General features: G+C 34.8%; 4 protein-coding genes. 2 read left to right on the top strand and 2 right to left on the bottom strand.

The genetic code is table 11. The features are described from left to right. Nucleotides 1–67: 67 nt before the first annotated feature. Both M4L39_RS04670 and M4L39_RS04665 read right to left on the bottom strand, forming a co-directional pair. Nucleotides 68–1,222: an acetoin utilization protein AcuC gene (locus tag M4L39_RS04670; RefSeq protein WP_277580977.1), complete on the bottom strand. Its 1,155-nt coding sequence runs from the start codon at nt 1,220–1,222 to the stop codon at nt 68–70. Nucleotides 1,223–1,235: 13 nt separating this feature from the next. Continuing rightward, nucleotides 1,236–1,868 carry an N-acetyltransferase gene (locus M4L39_RS04665; protein ID WP_277580976.1) on the bottom strand — a complete coding sequence of 211 codons (633 nt, stop codon included), beginning with the start codon at nt 1,866–1,868 and terminating at the stop codon, nt 1,236–1,238. Nucleotides 1,869–2,050: 182 nt separating this feature from the next. On the opposite strand from M4L39_RS04665, the gene acsA reads away from it, so the two are divergent. After that, on the top strand, nt 2,051–3,760 hold the full coding sequence (acsA, locus tag M4L39_RS04660) for an acetate--CoA ligase (RefSeq protein ID WP_277580975.1): 1,710 nt from the start codon (nt 2,051–2,053) through the stop codon (nt 3,758–3,760). Between the two features lie 371 nt (nt 3,761–4,131). After that, on the top strand, nt 4,132–5,799 hold the full coding sequence (locus M4L39_RS04655) for a formate--tetrahydrofolate ligase (RefSeq protein WP_277580974.1): 1,668 nt from the start codon (nt 4,132–4,134) through the stop codon (nt 5,797–5,799). Nucleotides 5,800–6,000 lie beyond the last annotated feature (201 nt).

The following is a 6,000-nucleotide window of genomic DNA, read 5'->3' as shown; positions in this document are numbered from 1 at the left end:
GCGCTTGGTTTGTCTACGTTTTTATTTATATTAAGAACTTAAATTAATACATCTTGTGTTGATTTATTTAAAACCAACTCAGCACTTGTTTGGCATATTTTAAATTGGTTTCCGTAATTTCTTTTTGTCTAGGTATCATTTGATAGTCAGTTTTTTCATCGGTCCAAGTTTGTGGCAGTTCACAAGGTGCGTATTGTTGCCATTTTGTTAGCCATTTATCAGGTAAACGACCAGTTTGTGGTTTTTCACCGATTAAAGCTAAAAAAACATGGCTCCAAGCCCGTGGGACAACTTTCCATATATTGTAGCCGCCGCCACCAAACATTAATACTTTACCGTTTGTGTAGTTATCTGCTAAATCTTTGATGATATATGGAATTTGATATAGTGATTCAAGAGTACAGTTTAAATGCGTGAGTGGATCTAAGTAGTGAATGTCAACGCCGTGTACACTCACAATAATATCTGGTTCAAATGATGACACTATAGGCTCTATCGTTTCTTTAAATATTTCTAGAAATGAATCATCTTCTGTATAAGGTTCAAGAGGGATGTTTACTGTATAGCCGAAACCTTGTTCACTTCCACGTTCGGTGTAACGTCCTGACCCAGGGAAGAGAAATTTTCCAGTTTCATGTATCGAATAAATTAAGGCTTGATTATTTGTATAAAAACTCCACTGTGTCCCATCACCATGATGTGCATCTGTATCAATACATAGTACGCGTTGATCATATTTTTGTATGAGATAGGCAATTGTAACCGCAACATCATTATAAATACAAAAACCATTTGCACGTCCAGGGAGGCTATGATGCAAGCCGCCACCTAAATGGCAACCATTGGTGACTGTATCATCCATGATATGATCGGCCAAATTCAATGCACCGCCCACGATACGTGCACTGTGCTTATGCATCATTCTAAATTGTAGCGTATCATCACCATCTAATCCATACTTCTTAGCTTCATTGTCACTTAAAATGCCATGTGAAGCACGTCTGATAGCTTGAATATAATCATGAGAATGAATTAATGATAATTCTGTATCATTAGCTATCCGTGGTTTAATAATATGATGTGGTTTTAAATAACCTAAATCTGTTAATAATTCTGTTGTTAATTTTAATCTCATTTGATTAAATGGATGACTATTACTAAAACGATATTGCAGTATTTCATTAGAATAGACAAAGCCCGTTGATTGTTGCGTATTACTCATATGTTTCTCCCCTTTAAAAGAAAAAGCGATTCATGAAGCGAATGTCATCAAATGCTTGTAATTGTTCTATAGCAATTCTTGAACCAATTCTTGCCATAAGACAATTAGCAGGATGACTTGTAATTTCTGGATCATCCGTTGCAAATACTTCAAGGCCCCCATAACCCATCAATTTTTGCATTAATTTTTTATATTCATAGACATCAAGTCCAGAATTTTTCAAATCCCAATGCCAATAATATTCAGTAGTTAACACGATGTAATCTTCATATTCATCAGCTGCTAAACTGACTTGGATAAGCTCACTTCCTAAATGTAAATCACGATAATTTAAGCTTAGTTCTATTGCTCCTAACTCAATTAAATACTCCAAATTACCACTAGACCATCTTTCTAATGGGTCTGGATAATGATAGGTGACATAGCCAACAATATGCTGTGATTTACGTAATACAAAAATTCTTCCTTCTTCTAATTCACTAATTTCTTTTATTGCTTCAAATTGATCCGTAGGCGGGCGAAATGCAAAGAGCCCATCATCAAAAGTCATAGATTCAAGGTTATTTTTTGAAACAGGGCCTTCTATCACAAATGTACCTTGATCCAAGTGATAAGTTTGAGATTGATATGTTTTTATATGTTCCATTTTTTCACTCCAAACTACCGCATACACATACAGTAAACAATCTAATATAAGTCTATTATAAGTTAAAAAAGTTTAAAATAACACAAAAATGTATTCGTTTACACACTATTATTTTGAAAATTTTGACAATATTCGTTATAATAATTTTTAAGCAAGCGATTTCATTAAGAGGGGGATTCAAAATGAAAGTAGAAGTATACAAAGGGGAAAATGGAAATTTTAACCTACAAGACTATGAAAAAGAGTACGACAATTTTGACTGGAAAGAAATAGAAAAAGCATTTTCATGGTCAGAAACTGGTAAGGTGAATATGGCACATGAATGTATTGACCGCCACGTGGATGAAGGTAATGGTGATAAAATCGCGTTACATTATAAAGATGATAAGCGTAAAGAAAGTTATACTTTTGAAGAAATGAAATCAAAGTCTAATAAAGCTGCAAATGTATTAAAAGATAAAGCAAACATTGAAAAAGGTGATCGCGTTTTTGTATTTATGCCTAGAACACCAGAACTTTATTTTGCTCTATTTGGAATATTAAAAGTAGGTGCAATAGTAGGCCCATTGTTTGAAGCATTTATGGAAAAAGCTGTTGCAGATCGATTAGAAAATAGTGAAGCAAAAGTCATTGTAACAACAAATGCACTATTGCCACGTATTCCTAAAGATAAGTTATCACATTTAGAAACGATTATAGTCGTAGATGAGGACGTAAAAAGTGAATATGTTGACTTTAATAGTGAGTTTGAAAATGCTAGTGACCAATTTGAAACAGAATGGTTAAACTTAGATGATGGTTTGATATTGCATTATACTTCAGGTTCAACAGGTCAACCTAAAGGTGTACTACATGCTCAAAAAGCGATGCTCGTTCATTATATTTCTGGTAAATATGTATTGGATTTTAAAGAAGATGATGTATATTGGTGTACTGCTGACCCAGGTTGGGTAACAGGCACTTCATATGGCATTTTCAGTCCTTGGTTAAATGGTGTGACAAATTGTATCGTTGGAGGCAGATTCTCTCCTGAGGCTTGGTACAGCATGATTGAAGAATATAAAGTTACAATATGGTACACGGCACCGACTGCATTAAGAATGTTGATGAGTGCAGGCGATGATATTATAGATAAATATGACCTAACATCACTAAAAAGTATCTTATCCGTAGGTGAACCACTTAATCCTGAAGTAATTAAATGGTCAAAAGATGTCTTTGGCAAACGTGTCTTAGATACTTGGTGGATGACTGAAACAGGTGGGCATATGATTGTTAACTATCCTTCTATGGACGTTAAATTAGGTTCTATGGGCAAACCGTTGCCAGGTATTGAAGCGTCAATAGTTGATGATCAAGGTAACGAGTTGCCACCAAATCGAATGGGTAACCTTGCAATTAAAAAGGGGTGGCCATCTATGATGGTTTCTATTTGGAAAAATCCTGAAAAATATGATTCATACTTTATTGGTGATTGGTATGTTTCTGGAGACTCTGCTTATAAAGATGAAGAGGGCTATTATTGGTTCCAAGGTCGTGTAGATGACGTTATCATGACGGCAGGTGAACGAGTAGGCCCATTCGAAGTTGAATCAAAATTAGTAGAACATGAATCGGTCGCAGAAGCAGGTGTAATTGGTAAACCAGATCCGGTAAGAGGAGAGATTATTAAAGCATTCGTTGCTTTACGTCCAGAGTACGAAGCTACAGATGAATTAAAAGAAGAAATTCGCGTATTTGTCAAAGAAGGTTTAGCCGCACATGCTGCACCACGCGAAATCGAATTTAAAGAAAAACTTCCAAAAACTCGTTCTGGTAAAATTATGCGTCGTGTCCTTAAAGCTTGGGAACTCGATTTACCTGAAGGTGATTTAAGTACAATGGAAGACTAATTAAACAAAAAATAGCATTTTTATTTTACTTAGTTTAAGCATCAATAGCTAACCTGTATTTTTAATTTAAAATAAAACAAGAAATTTCCATACTCCCATTATATTATCAATTCTAAGTTTGTATTTTATTCAACACACTAATGATTATGATGATATATAGGGAGTTTTTTGGTATAAAATAACACTTTAAGCGTATCATATGACGCTTAAAGTGGAAATTTTCATTTATTATTTTGAAAGCGCTGTCTCTATCAATCGACAACACAACATAAGTTAGTTAATATTAATATGTAAGGATTTATTTTTATCAGTAGTATATATGGGAAATATATTTATTGATTTAAACTTTATTTAAGAAGGGGCGAATGAATTTGGCACACTTATCTGATTTAGATATAGCAAATCAATCAACATTAAAACCGATTGGAGATATTGCTGAGCAGGCGGGCATCCCTGCAGGTGCATTAGAACCATACGGGCACTATAAAGCTAAGATTGATATTAATCAAGTTCAACAAAAAAACGGTAAGGGAAAAGTAGTATTAGTTACTGCTATGAGTCCTACGCCAGCAGGTGAAGGTAAATCAACAGTTACAGTTGGATTAGCAGATGCATTCAACGAACTTAAAAAAAGTGTCATGGTAGCGTTACGTGAACCAGCTTTAGGTCCTATTTTCGGAATAAAAGGTGGTGCGACTGGCGGTGGCTATGCACAAGTATTACCAATGGAAGATATAAATCTACACTTCAATGGTGATTTCCACGCAATCACTACTGCGAATAATGCACTGTCAGCGTTTATTGATAACCACATGCATCAAGGTAATGAATTAGAAATAGATCAAAGACGTATTGAATGGAAACGTGTTTTAGATATGAACGACCGTGCATTACGTAATGTAAATGTAGGTTTAGGTGGACCAACGCAAGGGGTTCCAAGAGAAGATGGTTTTAATATTACGGTTGCTTCTGAAATAATGGCAATTCTTTGTTTATCTAACGACCTTAATGATTTAAAAGCCAAAATCAGTAGAATTACTATAGGTTATACAAGATCACGTAAACCTGTTACTGTAGCAGATTTAAAAGTAGAAGGCGCATTAGCGATGATTCTAAAAGATGCAATTAAACCAAACCTAGTACAAACAATTGAAGGCACTCCAGCCCTTGTACACGGTGGGCCATTTGCTAATATTGCACATGGTTGTAACTCAATTTTAGCAACAGAAACTGCGAGAGACTTAGCAGATGTGGTTGTAACTGAAGCTGGCTTTGGTTCCGATTTAGGCGCTGAAAAATTCATTGATATCAAAGCACGTGAAGCAGGATTTGAACCATCAGCAGTTGTTGTAGTTGCGACAGTTCGTGCGCTTAAAATGCATGGTGGTGTAGCTAAAGACAACTTAAAAGAAGAAAATGTTGAAGCGGTTAAAAAAGGTGTTGTGAACTTAGAACGCCACGTTAAAAACGTTAAAAAATATGGTTTAGAACCTGTAGTTGCGTTAAATGCTTTCGTACATGATACTGAAGAAGAAACACAATATGTGCAACAATGGGCAAAAGAAAACGGTGTTAGACTTGCTTTAACTGAAGTATGGGAAAAAGGTGGTAAAGGCGGTATCGATTTAGCGAATGAAGTGCTAGAGGTACTTGATGAACCACAAGATTTCAAACATTTATATGAACTAGATTTACCACTTGAAGAAAAAATTGAAACAATTGTTAAAGAAATTTACGGTGGCTCAAAAGTTACATTTAGCAGTAAAGCACAAAAACAACTTAAACAATTTAAAGAAAATGGTTGGGATAACTATCCAGTATGTATGGCAAAAACACAGTATTCATTCTCAGACGATGCGACACAATTAGGTGCGCCTGAAGGTTTTGAAATCACTATTCGTGAATTAGAAGCTAAGACAGGAGCAGGATTTATTGTTGCATTGACTGGAGCAATCATGACTATGCCTGGTCTTCCTAAAAAACCAGCAGCATTGAATATGGATGTCACTGATGATGGACATGCAATTGGTCTATTCTAAATTTTAATTATTATATGATACAAACCTACTAAGGTTAGCTGTAAAGAAATCTATGACGATAGATTTTTTTACAGCTATTTTTTATAGTTGTAGAGAGAAGTAAATAGCGCAATATATTGGTTTTTAATCTGTATTAATAATTAATCAGCTTTACTCTCATCTTTTGGAATTAGATGGTGATTACAAATATCAAAAAACATT

The organism is Staphylococcus equorum (assembly GCF_029531845.1).
GTDB classification, from domain to species: domain Bacteria; phylum Bacillota; class Bacilli; order Staphylococcales; family Staphylococcaceae; genus Staphylococcus; species Staphylococcus equorum_C.
The sequence above is the reverse complement of the archived record's forward strand: the minus strand, read 5'-3'. Positions and strand labels throughout refer to the sequence as shown.

Excerpts from the sequence above, each read along its gene's own strand:
- M4L39_RS04670 (WP_277580977.1), bottom strand. The coding sequence starts at position 1,222 with ATGAGTAATACGCAACAATCAACGGGCTTTGTCTATTCTAATGAAATA.
- M4L39_RS04665 (WP_277580976.1), bottom strand. The coding sequence starts at position 1,868 with ATGGAACATATAAAAACATATCAATCTCAAACTTATCACTTGGATCAA.
- acsA (WP_277580975.1), top strand. The coding sequence starts at position 2,051 with ATGAAAGTAGAAGTATACAAAGGGGAAAATGGAAATTTTAACCTACAA.